This window comes from Kitasatospora sp. NPDC127035 (genome assembly GCF_042726075.1).
Classification (GTDB): Bacteria; Actinomycetota; Actinomycetes; order Streptomycetales; family Streptomycetaceae; genus Kitasatospora.
In genome coordinates this window covers 1-19,940 of sequence record NZ_JBHXDN010000008.1, presented here as the reverse complement: position 1 = coordinate 19,940, position 19,940 = coordinate 1, and the positions used below count along the sequence as shown (strand labels likewise).

At 75.3% G+C, this 19,940-nt stretch carries 18 protein-coding genes; 8 read left to right on the top strand and 10 right to left on the bottom strand.

Annotated features, from left to right (window positions below):
• Nucleotides 1–196 precede the first annotated feature (196 nt).
• A complete protein-coding gene (locus ACFWIC_RS07230; protein ID WP_380516606.1) occupies nt 197–859 on the top strand; it encodes a DUF6629 family protein in 663 nt (220 codons plus the stop codon).
• Nucleotides 860–1,000: 141 nt separating this feature from the next.
• Here ACFWIC_RS07230 and ACFWIC_RS07225 read toward each other — a convergent pair whose 3' ends face one another.
• The 3 genes from ACFWIC_RS07225 to ACFWIC_RS07215 form a co-directional block, all read right to left on the bottom strand.
• Nucleotides 1,001–2,464 (bottom strand): MFS transporter, encoded by a 1,464-nt coding sequence (locus ACFWIC_RS07225; protein WP_380516603.1) that lies wholly within the window; start codon nt 2,462–2,464, stop codon nt 1,001–1,003.
• Nucleotides 2,461–3,090 (bottom strand): helix-turn-helix domain-containing protein, encoded by a 630-nt coding sequence (locus ACFWIC_RS07220; protein ID WP_329950127.1) that lies wholly within the window; start codon nt 3,088–3,090, stop codon nt 2,461–2,463. The genes ACFWIC_RS07225 and ACFWIC_RS07220 overlap by 4 nt, the downstream gene beginning before the upstream one ends.
• Before the next feature lie 117 nt (nt 3,091–3,207).
• Nucleotides 3,208–4,032, bottom strand: coding sequence for a hypothetical protein (locus ACFWIC_RS07215; protein ID WP_380516600.1), 825 nt, complete (start codon nt 4,030–4,032; stop codon nt 3,208–3,210).
• A gap of 319 nt (nt 4,033–4,351) precedes the next feature.
• Here ACFWIC_RS07215 and polX point away from each other — a divergent pair, with 319 nt between their 5' ends.
• Nucleotides 4,352–6,079: a DNA polymerase/3'-5' exonuclease PolX gene (gene polX / locus ACFWIC_RS07210; RefSeq protein ID WP_380516597.1), complete on the top strand. Its 1,728-nt coding sequence runs from the start codon at nt 4,352–4,354 to the stop codon at nt 6,077–6,079.
• 312 nt (nt 6,080–6,391) lie between these two features.
• Here polX and ACFWIC_RS07205 read toward each other — a convergent pair whose 3' ends face one another.
• From ACFWIC_RS07205 to ACFWIC_RS07195, 3 genes are all read right to left on the bottom strand, one after another.
• The gene (locus ACFWIC_RS07205; RefSeq protein WP_329950130.1) at nt 6,392–7,075 is read right to left on the bottom strand and encodes a response regulator transcription factor; all 684 of its coding nucleotides are present in this window, start codon (nt 7,073–7,075) and stop codon (nt 6,392–6,394) included.
• 42 nt (nt 7,076–7,117) lie between these two features.
• Nucleotides 7,118–7,648 carry a hypothetical protein gene (locus ACFWIC_RS07200; protein ID WP_355404046.1) on the bottom strand — a complete coding sequence of 177 codons (531 nt, stop codon included), beginning with the start codon at nt 7,646–7,648 and terminating at the stop codon, nt 7,118–7,120.
• A gap of 137 nt (nt 7,649–7,785) precedes the next feature.
• Entirely contained in the window at nt 7,786–9,225 is a 1,440-nt protein-coding gene (locus ACFWIC_RS07195) for a sensor histidine kinase (RefSeq protein WP_380516593.1), read from the bottom strand.
• 241 nt (nt 9,226–9,466) lie between these two features.
• Between ACFWIC_RS07195 and ACFWIC_RS07190 the strand changes: the two genes are divergently transcribed.
• The 3 genes from ACFWIC_RS07190 (at nt 9,467) to ACFWIC_RS07180 (ending at nt 11,440) form a co-directional block, all read left to right on the top strand.
• Nucleotides 9,467–10,090, top strand: a complete 624-nt coding sequence (locus ACFWIC_RS07190; RefSeq protein ID WP_380516590.1) for a hypothetical protein — start codon at nt 9,467–9,469, stop codon at nt 10,088–10,090.
• Nucleotides 10,091–10,242: 152 nt separating this feature from the next.
• The gene (locus ACFWIC_RS07185) at nt 10,243–11,055 is read left to right on the top strand and encodes a (2Fe-2S)-binding protein (RefSeq protein ID WP_380516587.1); all 813 of its coding nucleotides are present in this window, start codon (nt 10,243–10,245) and stop codon (nt 11,053–11,055) included.
• Between the two features lie 115 nt (nt 11,056–11,170).
• Nucleotides 11,171–11,440: a hypothetical protein gene (locus ACFWIC_RS07180; RefSeq protein ID WP_329877876.1), complete on the top strand. Its 270-nt coding sequence runs from the start codon at nt 11,171–11,173 to the stop codon at nt 11,438–11,440.
• A 147-nt stretch (nt 11,441–11,587) separates the two neighbouring features.
• Here the strand turns inward: ACFWIC_RS07180 and ACFWIC_RS07175 are convergent, their stop codons facing one another.
• The 4 genes from ACFWIC_RS07175 to ACFWIC_RS07160 form a co-directional block, all read right to left on the bottom strand.
• Nucleotides 11,588–13,183 carry an alpha-amylase family glycosyl hydrolase gene (locus ACFWIC_RS07175; protein ID WP_380516584.1) on the bottom strand — a complete coding sequence of 532 codons (1,596 nt, stop codon included), beginning with the start codon at nt 13,181–13,183 and terminating at the stop codon, nt 11,588–11,590.
• Between the two features lie 322 nt (nt 13,184–13,505).
• Nucleotides 13,506–14,198: a bifunctional 4-hydroxy-2-oxoglutarate aldolase/2-dehydro-3-deoxy-phosphogluconate aldolase gene (locus ACFWIC_RS07170; protein WP_380516581.1), complete on the bottom strand. Its 693-nt coding sequence runs from the start codon at nt 14,196–14,198 to the stop codon at nt 13,506–13,508.
• On the bottom strand, nt 14,195–15,871 hold the full coding sequence (locus ACFWIC_RS07165; protein WP_380516580.1) for an amidohydrolase family protein: 1,677 nt from the start codon (nt 15,869–15,871) through the stop codon (nt 14,195–14,197). The genes ACFWIC_RS07170 and ACFWIC_RS07165 overlap by 4 nt, the downstream gene beginning before the upstream one ends.
• On the bottom strand, nt 15,871–17,196 hold the full coding sequence (locus ACFWIC_RS07160) for an alanine racemase (RefSeq protein ID WP_329950137.1): 1,326 nt from the start codon (nt 17,194–17,196) through the stop codon (nt 15,871–15,873). Before ACFWIC_RS07160 ends, ACFWIC_RS07165 begins: the two co-directional genes overlap by 1 nt.
• A gap of 177 nt (nt 17,197–17,373) precedes the next feature.
• Between ACFWIC_RS07160 and ACFWIC_RS07155 the strand changes: the two genes are divergently transcribed.
• Genes ACFWIC_RS07155 through ACFWIC_RS07145 form a run of 3 tightly spaced genes read left to right on the top strand, consistent with a single transcriptional unit; the run spans nt 17,374 to nt 19,884 of the window.
• Nucleotides 17,374–18,702: a sugar kinase gene (locus tag ACFWIC_RS07155; protein ID WP_329950138.1), complete on the top strand. Its 1,329-nt coding sequence runs from the start codon at nt 17,374–17,376 to the stop codon at nt 18,700–18,702.
• Complete coding sequence (locus tag ACFWIC_RS07150) at nt 18,699–19,451, top strand: IclR family transcriptional regulator (protein WP_329877889.1); 753 nt, start codon at nt 18,699–18,701, stop codon at nt 19,449–19,451. Before ACFWIC_RS07155 ends, ACFWIC_RS07150 begins: the two co-directional genes overlap by 4 nt.
• A gap of 25 nt (nt 19,452–19,476) precedes the next feature.
• On the top strand, nt 19,477–19,884 hold the full coding sequence (locus tag ACFWIC_RS07145) for a RidA family protein (protein WP_329950139.1): 408 nt from the start codon (nt 19,477–19,479) through the stop codon (nt 19,882–19,884).
• Nucleotides 19,885–19,940 lie beyond the last annotated feature (56 nt).

Sequence of the window (19,940 nt, the reverse complement as noted above, 5' to 3'; positions counted from 1 at the left end):
CGGGACGAACCGGGGCGACATGGGCAAGGGTGGGGAGGAGAACGGACCGAAGCGGGCCGGGACGAAGCGGAACAGGGCGCAGGGGAGCGACATGGCGGGCAACGACACGAGCGGCCGCAACGACGACCGCGACGACGGCGCAGACGGAGCCGGCCCGCTCCCGGGCGCCCGCTGACCGGCCGCCGGAGCACGGCACATGTGCTGGAGCGCCCGGGCGGACCTGGTGGTCGGCGGCGCGGTTTCGGCCGTCGGCGTTGTCTGCCTGGTCCGGGCCCACCGCGCCGGACGACCTGAACGGCTCGTGCTGGCCGCACTCCCCCTGGTCCTCGGCGTGCACCAACTGATCGAGGCCGCGGTCTGGCTCGGCGCCGACGGCGACCTACCCGCCGGGACGGCCCGCTGGGCGGGCACGGTCTGGGCGGTGATCGCCCTGCCGCTGCTCCCCGTCATGGTCCCCGTCGGGGTCCGCTGCGCGACCGACGGCGGACCGACCCGTCGCAGGCTGCTCACCGCCGTCGCCCTCCTCGGCATCCTCGTGGCCGTCCCGTTGGCCCTCGCCGTCGCCGCCCCGCCGGTGACCGTGACCGAGCACACCCACACCCTCACCTACGGCGTCGGCGTCCCGTACCCGGCTCTCCTCCTCCTCGGCTACCTCCTTGCCACCGTCGGCGCGCTCCTCCTCAGCGGTGACCGTTCGCTTCGCCTCCTCGGTCTGCTCACCGGTGTCGGCGCGCTGGTCTGCGCCCTGCTCTGGCGGCTGGCGTTCGTCTCCACCTGGTGCGCCCTGGCCGCTCTCGCCTCGCTTCTCCTCCTCCACTGGACGGCTTCACCAGGTCGGCCCCCCACCGTCGGGGTGTGACAGGAACCGGTTGCCGTTCGGCGGGCCGACCGCAGGTCGCCCCTGGATCGGCGGCCCCGCCGACGGCGGCCCCGCCGACGGCGGCCCCGACGGGATCGACCTGACCTGCCCCGGCCCGACCCGCCTGCGTGGCCGTCCGGGTCAGGCCCCGACCCCGGTGGTGACCGCAGGCCGTTCTGCCGGAGTGCTGCCCGTGTCGGCGACCGCTTCAGGTCCGCGGCGTCGCTTGCGGTCCATCTCGCGCCACTCCGGGCGCAGGCCGGAGAGCGTGGTGGTGGCGAAGTACAGACCGCCGCACACGAGCAACACGGGTATGAGCCCGACCAGGGCCACGGCCGCGCCGCCGAGGAGACCGCCCAACGGGATGCCGGCCCAGGCCAAGGAGTCGCCGAGGGCGTTGACCCGGCCGAGCAGGTGGCGCGGTACACGCTCGAACTGGACGGCGCCGAGGATCGGATTGAGGAATCCGGAGCCGAAGCCGCTCACCGCGAAGACGGCGAGGACGACACCCATCGGTGCCCCCAGGGCCAGGACCAGGAACCGCGGGGCACCGCAGAGCAGGAAGCCGGTGAAGAACACCGTCCGGCGCGGCAGCCGGTGGGCGACGGCTGCCGCGATCAGGCTGCCCCCGACCGCCGCGATCCCCCAGACGCTTCCCGTCAGACCGATGGCGGCCGGACCTCCCCCGGACTCCTGGGCCCAGACCGGGACCAGGACCGTCATGAACGCGGCGTCCAGCAGGTTCGTCACCGCGACCATCACGATGATCGTCAGCAGCAGCGGGTCGCCCCGGAGGAAGGTGAACCCCTCCCGGAACATCCGCCAGTAGCCGACCGGCGGCGGCGCCCCTGGCTCGGCCACCCGCTCGGCCACGCGCCCGGTCCGGTGTCCAGGCGCGGGCTCGGACGACGGCGCGGCCTCGGTGAGTGGCAGGGCAGCGGCGGCGTGCGCGGCGACGGCCCGACCCATGCCCCGTGGCAGCGCGAGTGCGATGACCAGCGAGCCCAGCGCGAAGGCGACCGCGTTGACGGTGAGGCCGGCCATCGGGCCGAGCAGCGCGACGAGAGCTCCGCCCACCGCCGGGCCGGCCGTGGAGGCCAACCGCTCCGTGACCCCGGACAGCCCGGTGGCCCGCTCCATCGGGACGCGGCCCCGGTCGGCCGCCTCGGGGACCATGACCTCCTTGGCCAGGTCCCCCGGGCCGCGGGCCGCACCGATTACCCCGACCATGATCAGCAGCAGCCAGAACGGCAGCAGGTCGAGGCCGTGCAGCAGTGGCACCAGACCGGCCACGACGGCGCTCACCGCGTCCGCCGTCCAGGAGACGACACGCGGGCCGAGCCGGTCGACCACGGGCCCGGTGAGGGCCTTGACCAGCACGTACGGCGTCAGCTCGACGAAAGCGACCAGGCCGGTCATGGTCGCGCTGCCGGTGGTGGCGAGCACGAACCAGGGCAGGGCGATGGCCGAGACCCGCGTCCCGGTCAGGGAGACCGCCATCGCCGCCAGCACACCGACCAGCGGCCGGAGACTGCGCGGCGCGGCTGCGGCATCGGCAGCCCCGGCAGCCCCGGCAGCGGGAGCGTCCGTACTCCGCGCGGTCATGATCGTTCCTCCAGTTCCTCAGGTGCCGCCGCGACCGGGTCGGGGAGCACGTGGACGACCACCGCCACCCGCTCGGTGCCCTCCGGTCCCGCCGAGGCCGGATCGGCCCGCCGGTAGCGCGCGACCACCTCCGTCAGCTCCGCCGCCAGTTCGCGGGCCTCCTCCGGGCTGAGCCGGAGCACCGAGTCGCTGAGGTCCAGGGCGTGCCGCCAGTCGCTCGGCATGGTCTCGTACGCGTTGAGCGCCGTCTGCGCGGTGACGGTGTGCGCCGCGACGATCGACCTCAGGTAGCCGAGCGCCGCCTCCGGGTCCTCGTCGGCGAGGTTCGCGTCCGTCCACCAGGTGACCTGGTGGACCGCCTTCCACCACCGCTCGCGGGCGTTGCCGCGTTCGGTGTCCTCCGCGACGAACCCGGACGCCGCGAGCTGGCGGAGGTGGTAACTGGTCGCCCCCGAGTTCAGCCCCAGCTGCCCGGCGAGCCGGGTGGCGGTGGACGGGCCGTGCTTGCGGAGCAGCCCGATCAGTTGCACGCGCACCGGGTGGGCCAGGGCACGCAGGCCCTTGGCGTCGAGCACGACATCGGTCTGGGGGTCCGGGCTGTGCGGCCACCTGCGGTCATCGGTCATGGCAACACCCTAGAACCGCAAACAGTTCTTCGCAAAGGGTTTTTGCGAAGAACTGTTTGCGGTTCCAGGGTGGAGGGGCCTGCGCGGCGCGCCGGCACCGCCCCCGACGGCCCGCCGTCAGTCCCCGGCGACCGTCAGCACGAGCACCACCGTGACCCCTCCACCGGGCGTCTGCTCCACGCCCAGCCGTCCCCCCGCGGCCCGGACCAGCGCGGGCACCGAGGGGCCGGCCGCGTCGCCCGCCCCGCCGGGTTCGCGCCCGTCCGCCGGGCCTCCGGGTTCGGCGGCCCGGACCCCGGCCGGCAGCCAGTGCCGGGCCTCGGGGAGCTCCGACGGCCCCTGGTCCACGACCCTGAGCTCCACCCGGGCCAGCTCACCCGCGGGGACCTCCGGGGACCCCGGGAAGCCGGGGAACCCGAGCCCGCCCGGACCGCCCGGACCGGGCACCGGATCGATCCGGACCAGCACCCTGACCCCGGGCGGATTGCGCCGGACGGCGTGGTCGACCAGCCCGGCCAGCGCCGCCTCCAGACGACGGGCGTCCGCCACCACCACCGGCAGGCCGACCGGTATCCGCACCGACACCGACGCCGACCGGCCGCCGCCGCGCAGCACCCTGCGCACCACGTCGGCCACCTGGACGTGCCGCGCGTCCGGCACGCAGCCGCCGGCCCGGTCGGTCCACCGCAACCGTTCCAGTTCCGGTCGCGACAACGCCTGGGGTCCGACCATCCCGCCCGAGCCCGCCCGGAGCGGGCCGCCGAGCCCGCCGCCACCGGCCGGCGGCGCACCGAACCCGGCCGTCGAGCCCGGTCGACCGACCACGCCCGCGCTCTTGACCAGCCACGAACCCGCCAGTCCGCCGGACCGTCCGAGCGGACCCAACCCGCCCAGCGCCCGGGCGCCCGACGCCACGTAGTCCCAGAGCTTCCCGCTTGCCATCGCCCCGCCCCTCGTACCTCGCGGACCGTCTCCGCGGAATCCCCGGCGAGCCGGTGCGGACCGTCTCCCCGGTCCTGCGACCAGCCTGCGCCAGCGCCGCCCGGGTGACAATCCGGCCCCCGGCCCCAGGCCGACCCGCCCACCCCGCCGACCGGAGGAGTCGACACCCGCCGACCGGCGGGGGCGCACTTCCCCGGCGCGCGCAACCACCCTCCGCAAGCCGCGCACGCCCCCCACCCCGAACACGGACACCCTCCACCCCCGGCCCGCCCGATCCGCCCGATCCGCCCGATCCGCCCGCCGACCCTAGACTGGCCGCATGGCCCGGCTCAACGACCAGGTCAGGGAGCTGCTCCAGGAGTACGCCGACCTGATCTCGATCACCGGCGGGGACGCCTTCCGCGCCCGCGCCTACGAGAAGGCCGCCCGGGCGGTCGGCGGCCACCCCGACGACATCGCCGGACTCGACGTCAAGGGCCTCCAACAGATCCCCGGCGTCGGCAAGTCCACCGCCGAGAAGATCGCCGGGTACCTCTCCACCGGCCGGATCGAGGCGCTGGAGTCGCTGCGGGCCGAGATCCCGACCGGGGTCCGCGCGATGATGTCCGTCCCCAACGTGGGCCCCAAGCGCGCCCTCGCGCTCTACCGGGACCTCGGCATCGCGTCCGTCGACGAGCTCGCCGAGGCGGTCCGCGCCGACCGGCTGAGCGAGGTGGCGGGCTTCGGCGAGCGGAGCGGCGAGAAGATCCTGCACGGCATCGAGCTGATGCGGCAGTCGGGCGGACGGACGCTGCTGGACGTCGCCACCGCACAGGCCGAACAGATCGTCGCCGCGCTCGCGACCGTCCCCGGCTGCACCCGTTGCGCGTACGCCGGCTCGCTGCGACGCATGCGCGAGACCGTCGGCGACATCGACGTGCTGGCCACCGCGGAGGACTCGGCACCGCTGATGGCCGCGCTCACCGGGCTCCCCCAGGTGGCCGACGTGATCGCCGGCGGTCCGACCAAGACCTCGATCCGCACCACCGACGGTCTCCAGGTCGACCTGCGCGTGGTGCCCGAGGAGGACTGGGGCGCGGCGCTGGTGTACTTCACCGGTTCCAAGGCCCACAACATCAGGCTGCGGACGATCGCCGTCCGGGCCGGCCGGAAGCTGTCCGAGTACGGACTGTTCGACGCCGAGAGCGGGGAGAAGATCGCCTCGGCGACCGAGGAGGAGGTCTACGGGGCGCTCGGCCTGCCGTGGATCGCGCCGCCGCTGCGCGAGGACCGGGGCGAGATCGAGGCCGCCCTGCGCGGCGAACTGCCGGACCTGGTTTCCGAGGCCGACCTCCGGGGCGACCTGCACACCCACACCGACCTCACCGACGGGCTGGCCGGCCTGGAGGAGATGATCGACGCGGCCGCGGCGCGCGGCTACTCCTACTACGCCGTCACCGACCACGCGCCCGACCTGGTGATGCAGCGGATGACCGACGAGAAGATGCTCGCGCAGCGCGAGCGACTGCGCGCACTGGCGGGCCGGCACCGGCGGATGCGGCTCCTGCACGGCACCGAACTGAACATCGGCCCCGACGGCGGCGTGGACTGGCCGGCCGACTTCCTGGCCGGTTTCGACGTCTGCGTGGCCTCGGTGCACTCGCACTTCGGGGCGGACCGGGCGGCCCAGACCCGTCGCCTCGTCCGCGCCTGCGAGAACCCCCACGTCCACGTCATCGGCCACCTCACCACCCGGCGGATCGGCCGGCGCGGCCCGATCGACGTCGACCTGGACGCCGTGTTCGCGGCCGCGGCCCGGACCGGCACCGCCATCGAGATCAACAGCTCTCCCCAACGCCTCGACCTGCGCGACGAGGACGTCCTGCGCGCCCGGCGCCACGGGGTGAAATTCTCGATCGACAGTGACGCGCACGCCACCCCGCACCTGGCCTACCCCCGGTACGGGATCGGCACCGCCCAGCGGGCCTGGCTGACCACCGAGGACGTGATCAACACCTGGCCCTGGCAGCGGCTGAAGCGGTTCCTGCGCAAGGACGCACTGCGGTGAGCGTCCGCCCGGAGGGGGCGTGACCGCCGGCCCCGGGCACTCTCCGCTCTCCCACATCACCCCGAAATATCCGATTTGGGAGAATATCCACCGAACCCCTGGTGCACCGGCCCGGCGAGGAGCATGATGGTGGTGAACCTGCGAGGTAGCTGAGGGAGTTCGACCGCAGGAGGCAGTGGCGACAGATCGAGACGGATCAGGGTCTGCCGCTGGTACCTCGGTCGACGATCGAACTGTACGGCCGGAGGACGCGACGTCCGGAGGCCACCCCCGCCTCGCAGGTTCCCCACGTCCGTGGTTCCCCGCCTCCGGCTACGCGCCCGTCCGCACCGCGTACCCCATCTCCCAGGCGTGCACCGCGATGCCGACCCGGTTCGACACGCCGAGCTTGCGCTGGATGCTCGCCACGTGCGTCTTCACCGTGCCCGGGGAGATGAAGAGTTCCGCGGCGATGTCGGCGTTGGTCCGGCCCGCGGCGACCTGCCCGGCGATCTCCACCTCGCGCCCGGTCAGCGGCGCCACCGGCGCCGACCGGCGGTCCGTCCGCCGGGTCTCCGTGACGTGCTGCAGCAGCCGGACGGTGACGGACGGGCTGATCAGACTCTCCCCGCTCGCCGCCGCCCGGACCGCCTCGGCCAGCAGCGCCGGACCGGAGCGCTTGAGCAGGAACCCCGAGGCGCCGTGCCGCAACGCCGGATAGACGTACTCGTCGAGGTCGAAGGTGGTCAGCACCACCACCCGCACCGGTGTGACGGCGCCCGGGCCCGCGAGCCTGGCGGTCAGTTCCAGGCCGTCCATCCGCGGCATCCGGATGTCCACCAGCGCGACGTCCGGGCGCAGTTCCGCGGCGAGTTCCAGCGCGGCGAGACCGTCGGCCGCCTCGCCGACCACCGTGATGTCGGGCTGGGCCTCAAGGATCCGCCGCACACTGCGCCGGACGGCCTCCTGGTCGTCCGCGATCAGCGTGCGGATGGGCTCCGGGTTCGGACTCGTCACGGGGGCAGTCTCGCACGGCGGCGCCGACCCCCCGCCCCGGGATCAGGAGGGCCGGCCCTTGAGGTCGGTCGCCCGGCCGTCGCGCAGCACGGCCACGTGCGGCGGCACTTCGACCCGGAACCTCGCGTCGCAGTCGGCGAGACCGGAGCAACTCGCCTCCAGGTGGAGGGTGTCGCCCTCCAGCCTCCAGTCTGTCGTGCTCGTGCCGACGACGTCGGCCTTGAACCAGCGCGTGACCTTGATGTCCTGACGGTCCGCCGTGACCAGGTCGGTGGGCACGTGGTGCGCCACGACGACGTCCAGCGTGGTGCCGGCGTAGCCGAAGAGCGTCGACTCGGGCTCGGCTTCCTCGGCCCGGGCGCAGCCCGTGACGGCAGCCAGCAGGACGACTGCGGTCACGGCTCCCAGGACGGGCACCCGGCCCACCGACCGCCCGGGGCGCCCGAGCAGGAACGCCCACCTTCCGGGTCGTTCGGCGGCGCTCCCCGGCCGGGCGGCCACGGCGGCGGGCGCGGCGGCGGTGTTTCGCGGCGGGGCGGCGGGCGCGGCGGCGGGGCTGGGCACGACGGTCATGAAGGGCCTCCTGCGGCGGGAGCGGTCCGGCGGCACGACCGGCGACGGCGGCCCTGCGCGGTGGCAGGACCGCGTGCGGCGGTCGCACCGACCCGTTGACGCGGATCGGAGCAGCGCGTCGGCGCTGCCGGCTTCGATCACAGTGACGAGGATCGTCCTTCGACGGCCCGCTGCCATCTGCCGTTCGGCAGATCTTCGGCGGAGGACCTTCCGCCCGCGCCCGACCGATCGGCCTGCCGCGCGGGAAGCACGCAGCCGGTCCGCCAGCCCGTAGGCCGCCACGGTCCCGCCGCCAGCGTGCCGCCGTGCGCCGAGACGCGCTCGGCGAGTCCCACCAGCCCGGTGCCACCACTGCCCGGGCGGCGGCGCAGCAGGCCCTTGACGCCGCGTCCGCCATCGCCGGAGTCGGTGACCGACACCTCCACCGTCCGGAGGCCGCCCGGGCCGGCCGCCACGCGCACCACCACCTCCGCGGCCCCGGGAGCGTGCCTGCGCACGTTGGTCAACGCCTCCAGGACGACGGTGTAGGCCGTGGCGTCCGCCTCCGCCGACAACAGCCCGACGGTCTCGGGCGCTGCCTCCAGACGGGCCCGGACGGCGCCCGTCGCGGCGAACCGACCGACCAGTTCCGGCAGTTCGGCCAGCCCCGGCACACGGGTGGTGCCGGCCGTGCGACCGGCCGCGCCGCCGACGCCCGCCTCGCCGCCCCGCTCCCCGACCCGCCCGCCGACACCGTTCCCGACGCCCTCCCCGTCGTCCTGCGGATCCCTCAGCGCGCCGACCATCGCGTCCATCGAATCCAGCGCGCGCAGCCCGGCCTCCTCCAGCCGGCGCAGCAGCGCGGCCGTCTCCTCCGGATCCAGCCCCGGCAGCTGGCCCGCCTGAGCCTCCAGCACGATGCCCGTGACCTCGTGCGCCACGAAGTCGTGCAGCCCGCGGGCCACTTCGAGACGCTGTGCGCGCCGGGCCCGGGTCACCGCGCGCTCCCGACGGGCGTCCAGCGCGCGCAGGTAGAGGCTCGCCCCGACCACGACGGCCAGCGGCACCAACGAGCACAGCACGGCGATCACGGAACCGGTCCGGCCGCCGTCCGGGACCCTCGCGGTGAACCGCAGCGGCACCACGGCCGCCGCCGTCACCACCGCCACCCCGACCGCGCCGGCCCACCGTCCGCGCGCCCGGCGGGCCACCCGTCCCGCCAGCACCAGCAGGGCCGCCCACTCGAACGGCAGCCAGAAGGCGGGCAGTCGGTACGGCCCCGCGTACCCGAGGTCCAACGACAGCGAGGCGACGGCCACCGCGCCCGCCGCCGCCACGAGCGTCACCCGTCGCGACGGCGACGGCCACGGCAGGACGGCGACCAGCGCCGCCAGGGCGGCCGTGCCCGCGACCAGCAGTGCGGCGGTGTGCTCACCCGCATGTGCCAGTGCGGCGGGCGCGAGCAACAGCAACGCGACGGCGGTGCCCAGCGGTCGGCGGGCCCGGGCGGCCCGGGTCGGGAGGGAGGAAGCGGCGGCGGGCCACGGCTCGGCCAGGATCCGGGCCTGCGCTCGATTCGCCGAAGGTTCAGCACACATACGGACGAGCCTACGATCCGGCCGGTCGTTCGCCCGCTCGGGCCAACTCTCCCGGGGGAGGCGGAGATCCTCCCTGAGGAGGGGGCGACCCCCACCGCAGCGGGAGGTGCGACGGCCGTGCACCGATCAGTCTGGTGCGTGACCGCAACACCTCGCCGGAGACACCCCGGCCCCGGACCCGGCCCACCCGGACCCCGCACGGCGCCGACCGCCTCCGACCACCGTCGAAAGGACCCGCCCCATGCGACGCCCCACCACCACGACCGTTCGCACCGCCTCCGCCACCGCCCTCTGCCTGCTGGCGGCACTGGTCACCGCGGCGCCCGTGACCGCAGCCCCCTCCGTCACCCCACCCGCCGTCACCGACGCCCGGGAGACGGGCGGGACGGACGAGACCGGCGGGACGGGCAAGACCGGCGGGACCGGCCAGCCGACCGTCCGCGTGCGGGGCGGCGGCGGAGCCACCCTCACCAAGGACTTCTCCGGGATGGAGGGCGACCTCGTCCGGTTCGAAGTCGACGCCCGGACGGACCTCAACAACGCGCCCGGCCACGCCCGGGGCCGCTTCCACGTCACCCACCACCGACCGGACGGCGCCCTGGTCGCCGACTTCGAGGGCACCCTCGACTGCCTCGCCGCCGGCGGGCGGACGGCGATCACCACCGGTGTGGTCACCGGCGGGTCGGCCCCCTGGTTCCCGGACCTGCCGCTCGTGGGTTCCAGGGTCTCGCTCACCGTCCAGGACGACGGGCGGAACGACCGCCTGGGGTGGCTCTGGGGCGCCTTCGGGATACCCGTGTCCGACTGCCAGGGCACGGTACCGTTCATCCGTACCGACACCGGCAACTTCACCGTCCGGGGCTGAGCCCCGCCGCACCCCGCCGCACGGAACCGGAGGACCCGTCCGATGTCCCAGCCCCGTACGCCCTCCGGCGTCCTCCCCCGCCCGGGCCGCGCCTTCCGCCCGGACCCGGTCAGCCGCGCCGCCCCGGTCCCCGGCGCAGCGGTGGCCGGCCGGTGAGCGACGCGCCCGACTACGGCCGGCTCGCCCTCGTCGGCCCCTACTTCGCCCTCGACGTCGCAGCCGCACCGGGCCAGGGGCCGCCCCCGGGCTTCCGTCCGCTGCGGGAGTTCTACGCCCCCGGCCCGGACGGACCGCTGGCCGACCGGGTACGAGAGGTGGCGCGGCGGCTCGGGACGGCCGAGCCCAGGGTCGCGGCGTCGATCCTGCACCTCGGCCTGGCCGCCCGGTTCTGCTCGGTGGGCCTCGGTGCGGCCGTCCTGCTCGGCGAGGTGCCCGAACTGGACCCGGACCGGGCGTGGGTGCGGGTCCCCGAACAGGGACCGGTCGACCTCTGGATGCCGTCCGGGCCCGCCCGCGCGGACCGGGGTTCCCTCGTCGACCGCTTCCACCGGACCGTCGTCGAGGGGCAGTTGGTGGTCCTGGAGGCGGCCGTCCGGGCCGTGGTGCCGCTCTCCGACGGGCTGCTCCGGGGCAACACCGCCTCGGCCCTGGCCGGCGCCCTGCGCATGCTCGACGCACACACCGCGGAGCACGCCACCGCCCGCACCTGCCCGCCGCCGGAGGCCACCTCCCCGCCCCACGGCCCCGCCCGGGCCCGCTCGCTCGTCGCCCAGGTGCTCGACCGACCGCCGCTGGCCGGCAGCGGAACGTTGATCGCGACCCGGGTCCCCGGGATCCCCGGGCACCCGGACGCGCTCGGCGGTACGGCGTTCCGTCGCACCAGCTGCTGCCTGTACTACCGCGTCGGCCCGCAGGCGGGCGTCTGCGGCGACTGCTGCTTCACCCGCCCGCCCCGCCGTCCCTGACCGGCGCACCCGACCGCCGTCCCTGACCGCGCCCGGGTCGGCGGGGCCGGCCCCGGGGCGGTACCGGCTCGCCCCTCGGCACCGGAGTCGACCCGGCCCGGGTTATCGTCCCGGTGTGCTGTCCGTACTCGTTCTCCCGGCGGCGCTGCTCACGGCCGGAGCGGCGTACTGGCTCGCCCTGGCCTCCCTTCGGTTGGCGGCCGGGGTACCGGTCGCCCTGGCCGCCCTGGTCGGAGCGCCGGCGGTGCTGGGTTCGGCGGCGGCCGTCGGCTGGCTCGCCCGGCCCTCCTACCTCGCGCCGTTCGCCGCCCTCCTCTGGGCGGTCGGCGGGCTCGCCGGCGCCGGACACGGACTGCTGCGCCGCCCCTCCGGCCGACACACCTGACCCGCCCCGGGTCGGGGGCCCGAGGTCGGGGGCTCCGTGGCCGGGGTGCTGCCCGCCGGATCCACCACGGCACCCCGCCCGCGCCACGCGCCGCCGACCGGCTGCCCGACCGGGCGCCCGACCGACCGGCCGCCCCGGCCCGCGGCATCAGACCAGCTTGAACACCCCGTACGAGAAGCCGTCCGCCCGCAGCTCCCCGCTCACCACCCGCACCCCCTGCACGTCGAGCGGCCGGACCGCCCGGCCCTCCGGTACGGCCCCGCCCAGCTCCACCACCACCGGCTCCCGCCGCGGGTTGACCACCACCAGGTACCGCCCGGCGCGCGTGTAGACCAGCGGGTAGCCCGCGTGCCGGACCTCCACGGAGCCGGTGGCCCCCAGCCCCGGGTGCGCCCGGCGCAGCGCGATCAGCCGCCGGACGGTGTGCAGCAGCGAGGTCGGGTCGGCCCGCTGGGTGGCCACGTCGGGCCGGTGCGGGTCGGGGTCGACCGGCAGGTAGAGCCGCTCGGCGGGAGCCGTCGAGAAGCCCGCGTTCGGGCCGGGCGCCCACTGCATGGGGGTGCGCGAGCCGGCCCGGTTGTACTGCGGGCCGAGCACGCTCCCCTCGACGTCCGGCAGGCCGGGCAGGTACCGCATGCCGATCTCGTCCCCGTAGTAGACCGCCGGCAGCGTGGGCCAGGTGAGCAACAGCGCGAAGGCCGGAGCGAGTTGCTCCGCGGTGCGCGGTCCGGTGGCGAGCCGGGAGAAGTCGTGGTTGGCCGTGGGGAGTGCGATGTAACCGGCGCCCTCGGTGAGTTCGGCGGCGGAGCGCCAGGCGTCCAGGAAGACCCGGGGCGTGCCGCGCCCCTCGGCCTCGAAGTAGCAGGGCCCCTGCTTCCAGTACTCCTCGACCGTTCCGGCGTTGTTGTTCCAGAGCGAACGCAGTGGCAACCCCTGGTCGGCGCCGCCGAACTGGAGGAAGAAGTCCGCGTGGAAACCGGCTGCCACGGCGGCGGCCGGCTCTCCCCACTCGGCGAACAGGGCCGCCTGCGGGTGGGTGCGGTCGAGCCAGTCCCGCAGTTCGCTCCAGAGCTTGCCGGTCTCGGTGAAGCCGGGGTCGTCCTTGACCATCGAGGAGGCCATGTCGACCCGGAACCCGCTCAGGCCGAGGCCGAGCCAGTGGTCCATGATCTCGCGCAGCGCGGCACGGTTGGCACGCGGCCCCTCGGCGTCCACCGACTGCCGCCAGGGCTGGTCGGCACTCTCGCGCGCGTAGCCGAAGTTGAGTGCGGGCTGGCAGTCGAAGAAGTTGGGCCGGTACCAGCCGGGACGGCCGCCGGGCGAGGCGACGAAGCCGTCCACCGGGCCGTCGGACCAGATGTAGCGGTGGTCGGACGGGTCCTCGGCCGCGGCCAGGAACCAGGGGTGGCGGTCGGAGGTGTGGGCGGCGACCAGGTCCAGCAGGACCCGGATGCCCTTGCGCCGCGCGGCCTCGACCAGGGCGGCGAGGCCCTCCGTGGTGCCGTAGCGCGGCGCGGGCGTCAGGTAGTCGGCGACGTCGTACCCGGCGTCGCGGAACGGCGAGGCGAAGCACGGGTTGAGCCAGACCGTGTCGACGCCCAGCCACGAGAGGTGGTCGAGGTGCTCGGTGACGCCCGTGAAGTCGCCGATTCCGTCGCCGTCCGAGTCGGCGAAGGTCTGCGGGTAGATCTGGTAGAGGACGGCGTCGGCCAGCCAGTCGGGGCCGGGGCGGGTCGAGGTCATGGGTGGATCCTCCTGCCGGGTGCCGGGGGCTCTCGATTCTCGTTGAATCCCGGCCGTCCCAACAGTCCGCAGCGACCACTCCCGGCGCCGAAGCGGGCCTCCGGGGCCTGTGGCGGGAGGAGCCCCCGGGTCGTCCCGCACTCCTCCCGCGCCGCTTCAGCGCCCTCCCGCTCCCCCTCCCCGCGCGCCCCGCACCCCTCCCGGACCGCTCCGCCCACCCTCCGCACCCCCGCGACCCGCAGTTCCGCAGCCTTGAAGCCTCAAAGCCTCAAAGCTGCGGAGCTGCGGAGCCTCAGAGCTGCGGAGCCCGCCCCGCCGTCCGCTACCGCGCCGCGCAGGCCGCCGTGAACGCCTTCGCCCGCCGGGTGATCTCCGCCCAGTCCCCGGCCGCGACCACGTCCGGCGGCACCACGTCCGTCCCGGCACAGACCGCGAGCGCGCCCTGGGCCAGGAACTCGCCCGCGTTGCCCCCGTTGACGCCTCCGGAGGCGACCAGCGGAACGTCCGGGTACGGGCCGCGGAGGTCCTTGAAGTAGCCGGGACCGAACGCCCGCGCGGGGAAGATCTTCACGGCGGCGGCGCCCAGGTCGACCGCCAGGGCCACCTCGGTCGGGGTGAGCGCACCCAGGACGACCGGCACCCCGGCGGCGTGCGCGGCATGCGCCACCTCGGGCCGCAGACCGGGGGTGACCAGGAAGGAGGCACCGGCGTCGAGCGCCCGCCCGGCCTGCTCCGGGGTCAGCACCGTACCGACCCCGACCCGCCAGCCGGCGCGCGCGGCCTGCTCGACGTGGGACGTCACGTCCGGTGTGGTGAAGGTGAGTTCGGTCCAGGTGATGCCGCCCTCGGCGAGCGCGGCGCAGAGCGCGGCGGCGTCCGGTATCCGGGGGGCACGGACGACGGCGATGACCGGTTCGGCGGCCAGCGCCGCGCGCGTGGCGGCGAGCACGGCGGGGTCGGCGGCAACCGAACCGACCGGGGCGGCGGAATCGACGGTGACGGGCTGAGAGTTCATGCGGCTCGGGTTCCTCGTGCGGTTCGGCGCAGGGCCCGCCCCGGGCGCGCGCCCGTGGTGCGGCCCTGCCGGACGACGGCTGTGCCGTTGACGTAGACGTGCTCGATGCCGACGGCGGGCCGCCGCGGCTGGTCGAAGGTGGCCGCGTCCTGGACGCGTTCGGGGTCGAACAGGACGAGGTCCGCGTGGTGGCCCGGGGTGATCCGGCCCCGCCGGTCCAGGCGGAGCCGGGCGGCGGGCCGGCCGGTCATCCGGGCGATCGTCTCCTCCAGCGTGAGCACGCCCGCCTCCCTGCTGTAACGGGCCAGGTAGCGGGGGAAGGTGCCCCAGGCACGCGGGTGCGGCCGGGCCCCGACCAGCAGCCCGTCACTCCCGACGGTGTGCGCACGGTGGCGCATGATCGCCCGGACGTTCTCCTCGTGGCCGACGTGCTGGAGGATCGTGGTGGCCAGCTCGTCGCGGCGCAGCAGGTCGAGGAAGACCTCCGTCCCGGAGCGGCCCTGCTCGGCGGCGAGCTCGGCCACGGACCGGCCGACGGCGTCGGCCAGCTCCTGGTTCCGGACGCCGGACAGCTGGATGGTGGCCCAGTCGGTGACCACCCCGTGACAGCCGTCGCTGCCCTTCTCCTCCACCTCGTACCGGATGCGCTCGCGCACCGCGGGATCGCCCAGCCGGTCGAGGGTGGCGCGCGGGCCGCCCTCGGTGGACCAACTGGGGAGCAGCGCGGCCAGTGTGGTGGAACCGGGCAGGTAGGGGTAGCTGTCCAGGGTGAGGTCCACCCCGTCGTCGAGCGCCCGGTCGACGAGGTCGAGCAGTTCGCCGGCCCGTCCCCGGTTGACGCCGAAGTTCATCGTGGCGTGGGTCAGGTGGAGCGGACAGCCGGAACGCCGGGCGATCTCCACCATCTCCGCGTAGCCCTCCAACGCTCCCTCGCCGTAGGAGCGTTGGTGCGGGGCGTGGAAGCCGCCGTACTCGGCGACCACGCGGCAGAGCTCGACGAGTTCGGCGGTGTCGGCGTACATCCCGGGCGTGTAGGTCAGCCCGCTGGACATCCCGACCGCGCCCTCGGCCAGCCCCTGGGCCAACAGCGCGCGCATCCGGTCGAGTTCGGCGGCGCTCGGGGCCCGGTTCTCCCATCCGACGACGAGCATCCGCAGCGATCCGTGCGGCACCAGGTAGCAGGCGTTGACGGCGGGACCGGTCCGGTCCAGCCGGTCCAGGTAGCCGCCGACCGTCCGCCAGTCCCAGTCGAAGTCCTCCGGGTCGCCGTTCCAGCCGGCGATCTGGCGGCGGAGGGCAGGCAGCGTACGGTCGTCGACCGGGGCGTAGGAGAGGCCGTCCTGGCCGAGGACCTCGCAGGTGACGCCCTGGGTGACCTTCGCCGGATGCTCGGGTTCGAGCAGCAGGGCGAGGTCGGAGTGGGCGTGCATGTCGATGAACCCGGGAGCCAGCACCAGCCCGTCGGCGTCCACCACCCGCGCCCCGTCGACACCGCGGCCGATCTCGGCGATCACTCCGTCGGCGATCCGGACGTCGGCCCGGTACCGTTCGGCGCCGGTGCCGTCGATGACCGTGGCCCCCTTGAAGACCACCTCGCGGGCACCGGGCCCGTTGCCGCGGTCCACCCGGCCCGCCGGCTCGCCCCCGCCGCCCGGCCCCTGCTCCCGGCTCATCAGAAGAACGTCCTGACCAGCCCGGTGACCTTCGGCTCGGCCGCCGAGGCGTCGTCGAGCACCGGGATCAGCGCCCACTTGTCGAAGGCGGTGCACGGGTGCGAGACGCCCAGCCTCAGCACGGCACCGATCGGCGCGAGGTCGCCCGCGTCCCGCAGGAAGGCGTGCTGGTCGTTGAGAGCGGTGATCCGCGCCGCGGTCCCGGTCAACTCCGCCCCGCCCCGCACGCGTTGCGGCTCCGGGAGCCCTTCGTCGAACGGCAGGTCGCGCTTGCCGGCGTCCAGCAGCGCCAGGTGCGGTTCCGGCCGGGAGACCACCCGGGCCCACCCGTGCAGCGCACTGCGCAGCGGCGCCCCACCGGCGTCCGTCCCACCCGCGGCGCCGGCGGCCCGGGCGAGCGGGGAGATCCCCCGGTAGAAGCCGTCGTCGTGGGCGATGTACGCACCGGAACGGAGCACCACGAAGGCTTCCGGAAGGGCCCCCAACTCCTCGGCCACCAGGTCGAAGTAGGCACTCCCCCCGGCCGTGACCACGGGCGCCGAGCCGTCGGCGTACGCGCTAGCCAGCCGTCCGTGCAGTTCGGCGAGGGTCCGCAGGTACGTCCGGACGGCGGCGAGCCCGTCCTCGCTCGCGTCATGGGCCAGCGCGCCCTCGTAGCCGCCGATCCCGGCAAGTCGCAGGGTGGGCGCGCGCAGCACGGCGGCGGCGATCTCGACCGCCTCGTCGACGGTGCGGGCGCCGGTGCGCCCGCCCGGGCCGCCGAGTTCGACCATCACCTCGACCTGGCGCTCGGCGCCCGCGGCCCGCAGCGCCTCGTCCATCAGCCGGACGCTCGCGGCGGAGTCCACCCAGGAGGTGAAGGCGAAGGCCGGGTCGGCGGCCAGTTCGCCGGCCAGCCAGCCGAGGCCGGCCGGGTCGAGCAGGGTGTTGGCGAGCAGCACCCGCTGGACGCCGAAGGCGCGCGCCACCCTGATCTGCGGCAGGTTGGCGAGGGTGATGCCGTGGCTTCCCGCGGCCAGCTGGGCCTGCCACAGCGCGGGGGCCATGGTGGTCTTGCCGTGCGGGGCGAGCGCCACGCCCGCCTCGGCGCACCAGGCGGCCATGGTCCGCAGATTGTGGTCGAGCGCGCCGGCGTCGAGGGTGAGCAGCGGGGTGCCGAGGTCGGCGAGGGCGGGGCCGGTGGCCAGGTAGTCGCGGACGCTCAGGCCCCAGGCGGCCGGCGGCAGCGCCTTGAACCGCCAGTCGAGCGTCTCGTCGGCGAGCGCCGCCACCGCCCCGGTGTCGATGCCCGGCCCGGTGCCGCTGCTTGCGAAGGTCTGGTCCACCGTCTTCCTCCATTTGCCGTGTTGCAACATACGCAACGAGGGTTGCACATGCTGGCAGCACGGTTCTAGCATCGGCGCCGGACGAAGGTCAACGACGGTCGCCCCCGGCAGGCGGGCCACCCGGTCAGCCGCAGCACCCCCACCCGGTCGGCCGCAGCACCCCGAGGAGCCCAGCAGATGCCACGACAGGACGCCGCCGTGAGCCCGGGCACCCCACCGCTCGGCGGCCCGGCGGCGGCCGGACCCGACCCGGCCGGGCCCGCAGTGGCCGAGCCGGCCACCCCGGCCGGCTCCGCCGCGCCCGCCCCGGGGGACGTCCGGGACGGGGACCCCGCCACCCCGGCCGCCGTCTGCGTGGGCGAGTCGATGGCCGTCCTCCTGCCCGACCGGCCCGGCCCTCTGGAGTCGGTGGAGGCGTTCCGACTATCCGTCGGCGGGGCCGAGTCGAACGTGGCGGGCGCCCTGGCCGCGCTGGGCGTGCCGAGTGCCTGGATCAGCCGGGTCGGCGACGACGGCTTCGGCCGCCGCCTGCTCGGCGAGCTCACCGCACGCGGGGTGGACGTCTCGGCGGTCGCCGTCGATCCGCACCGCCCCACCGGCCTCTACCTCAAGGAGATCGGCGGCTCCACCGGCGACCGGTTCGACCTCGGTCCCGGCCGCAGCCGGCTCCACTACCACCGGCGCGGTTCCGCCGCCGCCGCGCTCTCCCCCGCCCTGCTCGCCGACCCGGCCGCAGCCCGGCTACTGGCCGGCGCCCGGCTGCTGCACCTCTCCGGCATCACCGCGGCGCTCTCCGACGACTGCCTGGCCCTGCTCCGCGCCCTGCTCGCCGACCGCCGCCCGGGCCGCCTGGTCAGCTTCGACCTCAACTGGCGCCCGGCGCTCTGGCGCGACCGCGACGTCTCGGTGCTCCCGCCGCTGCTGGACGCCGCCGACCTCCTGCTGATCGGCGCCGACGAGGCCGAGGCCGCGTTCGGCATCGGCGACCCGCACGAGCTGCGCCGCCGGTTCCCCTCCCCCGCCACCCTGGTGGTCAAGGACGCCGCCCGGCTGGTCACCGCCCTGGAGCGGGACGGGAGCACCGTCAGCGAGCCGGCGCTCACCGTCGAGGTGGTCGAGGCGACCGGGGCCGGCGACGCCTTCGCCGCCGGATACCTGGCCGGCACGGTGCGCGGCCTCGACCAGCGGCGCCGTCTGCGACTCGGCCACCTGAGCGCGGCGTGCGCGCTGACCGCCGACGGCGACCAGGCCGAGCTGCCCCCGGAGCCGGTGGTCGCCGCCCTGCTCGCCGCCTCCCCGGAGGACTGGGCGTCCACCCGGGTGTCGGCGGATGGCATCGTGTCCCCTGTACTGCCCGCGGTCGCACGGACCGCCCCGGCCTCCAGCGTGTCGGCGCCCGCCACGGCGACACCCGCGGCGGCCACGCCCGCTCCGGCCGCGCCGGCGCCGGGGGGCGGTGCCGCCGACCCCCGACCGGCCGCCTCCCCGGCCCTTGGAGCACGATGAGCCAGACCGTCACCCGCGCCCTGCGCATCCTCGCCGAGCTCGGCGAGGGCGAGCGCTCGCTGGACCAGCTCGCCGAGGTGCTCGGCGTGCACAAGACCACCGTGCTCCGGCTGCTCCAGAGCCTCGAAGAGGAACGATTCGTCTACCGCGATCCGGCGTACCGCTACCACCTGGGCGCCGGACTCTTCGCCCTCTCCGGCCTGGCGCTGGAGCAGCGCGGGGTCCGCCGGATCGCAGCGCCGCACCTGGCCGAGCTGAACGCCGCCACCGGCCAGACCGTGCACCTGGCCGCGTACGAGGGGGGCGAGGTGGTCTACATCGACAAGTACGACTCCCGCCACCCGGTGCGGATGTACTCGCGGATCGGCCTGCGCGCGGCCCTGCACAGCGCCGCGGTCTCCAAGGTGCTGCTGGCCGACCTGCCGGTGCCGGAGCGCCGCCGGGTGGTGGCCGGGATCGACTTCACCCCGCACACCGCCCGCACCCTGACCACGCCCGAGGCACTGCTGGCCGAACTGGAGAAGGTCGCCGTCCAGGGCTGGGCGCAGGACCACGCCGAGCACGAGGCGTTCATCAACTGCGTGGCCGCACCGATCCGGGACGCCAGCGGCCGGGTGGTCGCCGCCGCCTCGATCTCGGTGCCGGACGTCGTCCTCCCGTACGAGCAGGTGCTGGAGCTGCTGCCCCAGCTGCTCGCCACCACCCGCGCCGTCTCCGCCGACTGCGGCCAGACGCCGCCGACCACCTGAGCAATCACCGCAACGAAGGAAGCGCATGAGCGACAAGACCGAGATCCGGACCGACGGCGCCCCCGCCCCGGCGTGGATGTTCTCCCAGGGCGTCCGCAAGGGCCCGATCCTCCAGGTGTCCGGTCAGGGCCCGCAGGACCCGGCCACCGGCGAGTACCTGTTCCACGGCGACGTGAAGGCCCAGACCCGGCGGACGCTGGAGAACGTCAAGGCGATCGTCGAGGCGGGCGGCGCCACGATCGAGGACGTGGTGATGTTCCGCGTCTACCTCACCAAGCGTGCCGACTTCCCGCTGATGAACGAGGTCTATGCCGAGTTCATCGACGAGAACATCAGTCCGGGCGGGGTGAAGCCCTGCCGGACCACGATCTTCGCCGAGCTCCCGCAGGAGCCGATGCTGGTCGAGATCGACGCCCAGGCCGTCGTCGGCTGATCACGCGGCCACGCGGCCAGGCGGAAGGGCCCGGACACTCGTCGGGGCCCTTCCGC